Raw genomic sequence first — 2,519 nt, forward strand, 5'->3', positions numbered from 1 at the left:
CGATCCTGCGGGAGAAGGCGTCGGAGAGCCCGAGGGAGTGGTCGAACGGAAGTACGGTCACGGCGTCGGCGCCGCCCAGGCCGGCCGCCAGCGAGGCGACGGTGGTGCGCAGCATGTTCACCCAGGGATCGCGCCTGGTCATCATCACCGGTGAGGTCACGGCGTGCTGGAGCTGCGCCCCGGCGGCGGAGGCGCCGCAGACCTCGGCCACCCGGGCCCAGAGCCTGCGCGCGGCGCGGAGTTTGGCGATCGTGAGGAACTGGTCGGCGGTGGCCGCGTAGCGGAATTCGAGCTGTCCGCAGGCCGCCTCGACGGAGAGTCCGGCCGCGGTGAGCTCACGCAGCCAGCCGACTCCGGTGGCGAGCGAACAGCCCAGTTCCTGGGCGTCCGAGGCGCCGGCCTCGTGGTACGGCAGGGAGTCGACGGTGATGGCGCGCAGGGCGGGATACTCACGGTCGCAGAGCACGGCGAGTTCCGCCGCCTCCTCCGTGCGGCCGTCCGTCTCCCTTCCGGTCCGGGCGAGTTGGGCGACGGGATCGGCGCCGAGAGTGCCGCGCGCCTGACGACGTGGCACCTCGCGCTCGTCGTACAGCCTCAGCAACTCCCGTGCGGCGGGCCCGAACTCGTCTCCCGCGTCGAGCGCGACGGGAGCCAGGTCGAGATAGACACCGTCGAGCGCGGTGGCCAGACCGCTTACCGGGACTCCGGCGGCCCCCACGCCCAGCCACAGGGAGGTGACGCCGTTCTCGAGGTCGGCGAGCACGGCTTCATTGGTACGGACGGGATCGGGCCTCGTATGACGCTGCCGTACGTCCCACCCGGAGACGGCGGCGCCCTCGGGCCGACCGCCTCGGACGAACGGCGCGAAGCCCGGATAGCCGGCGGCACCGGGGGAGGCGGGACCGAAGGAAGCACCGTCGCCGGGCGCGCCCTGACCGCCGGACGCGTCTTCGGCGGTGTAGAGCGGACGGGTGATGAGCCCGTCCTGGAGCGTCGTGGCAAGTGCCTCCTCGGCGGCCGGCCCCGGGACATCGCGACCCGATTTGCGCAGAACGCCTGCCACCAGGCTCTGCCACTGCTCGCGGGTCGCGTCGGGGAACTCGGCGGCCAGGGAAAGCCCGTCGTCAGGCAGGACCGTCATGCCCAGATGTTAAGACAGCACGCCGAACGAGCAGCAGAGCGCGCGCCTGTGAGGTATCCCTCTCCGCGAAGCGCCATGTGTAGGACTTTCACCGCACGCGATGCCGTACGTGAGCGGGCACGGTGACGACAGCCGGCCCGTCGGCGGGAACGGCGGCGGCGGGGCCGACGGCACGCGCGGCGGCGGGCCTCCCGGCAGGGGGCTGCCAGCTGTGCCCCCGGCCGCAGACGCTAGGCTGCCCCAACCCGGTATGTGATCACTGATCGATGATCGATGGTCATTGGATCGTCATGCCACCGGCCTCAACGACGCCATGTCCATCGGGATGAGCAGGCGTGAGAGGTAGGACCACGTGAGTAGGACCATCTGCCCATCCATATGATCTAACCGCGCATCGCCCGTCAGCTCTCAGCCCGCCACTGTGCCCGTGGTTTCCGCCGGCCAGTGCATGATCCTCTCTTGGATGGCGTAGTACCCCATGTCTTGGTTCGAATCTTTCGTCCTCGGGCTCGTCCAGGGACTGACCGAGTTCCTGCCCATCTCCTCCAGCGCGCATCTGCGGCTGACGGCGGCGTTCGCGGGCTGGCACGACCCGGGTGCTGCGTTCACCGCGATCACGCAGATCGGTACCGAGGCCGCCGTCCTGATCTACTTCCGCAAGGACATCGCCCGTATCGTTTCCGCATGGTTCCGCTCGCTGACGAACAAGGAGATGCGCGGCGACCATGACGCGCAGATGGGCTGGCTGGTCATCGTCGGCTCGATCCCGATCGGGGTGCTCGGCGTCACCTTCAAGGACCAGATCGAGGGCCCGTTCCGCGATCTGCGGCTGATCGCCGTCACGCTGATCGTGATGGGCATCGTCCTGGGTGTCGCGGACCGGCTGGCGGCGCGCGACGAGACCGGCGGCAAGCACCGCGCCATCAAGGAGCGCAAGTCCCTCCAGGAGCTGGGTGTCAGGGACGGTCTGATCTTCGGTATCTGCCAGGCGATGGCGCTGGTCCCGGGCGTCTCCCGCTCGGGCGCGACGATCAGCGGCGGTCTGCTGATGGGATACACCCGCGAGGCGGCGGCGCGTTACTCGTTCCTGCTCGCGATCCCGGCGGTCCTCGCCTCCGGAGTCTTCGAACTGAAGGACGCGGCCAACGGTCATGTGTCCTGGGGCCCCACGATCTTCGCCACGATCATCGCGTTCGCGGTGGGATACGCCGTTATCGCCTGGTTCATGAAGTTCATCACGACCAAGAGCTTCATGCCGTTCGTGATCTACCGGGTGCTGCTCGGCATCGCGCTGTTCGTCCTGATCGGTACGGACACCCTGAGCCCGCACGCGGGCGAATCAGCGGGCTGACGGGCCTGCGGGCTCAGGGTGTCCGTA

At 69.2% G+C, this 2,519-nt stretch carries 2 protein-coding genes; one reads left to right on the forward strand and one right to left on the reverse strand.

Annotated features, from left to right (window positions below; translation table 11 throughout):
* A partial coding sequence (locus tag BFF77_RS32405) for a methylmalonyl-CoA mutase family protein (protein WP_245704076.1) occupies positions 1-1,141 on the reverse strand: 1,141 nt, incomplete at its 3' end.
* Between the two features lie 478 nt (positions 1,142-1,619).
* Here BFF77_RS32405 and BFF77_RS32410 point away from each other — a divergent pair.
* A complete protein-coding gene (locus BFF77_RS32410) occupies positions 1,620-2,492 on the forward strand; it encodes an undecaprenyl-diphosphate phosphatase (RefSeq protein ID WP_066957144.1) in 873 nt (290 codons plus the stop codon).
* The last annotated feature ends 27 nt before the right edge of the window (positions 2,493-2,519 follow it).

Source organism: Streptomyces lushanensis (assembly GCF_001700515.1).
GTDB classification, from domain to species: Bacteria; Actinomycetota; Actinomycetes; order Streptomycetales; family Streptomycetaceae; genus Streptomyces; species Streptomyces lushanensis.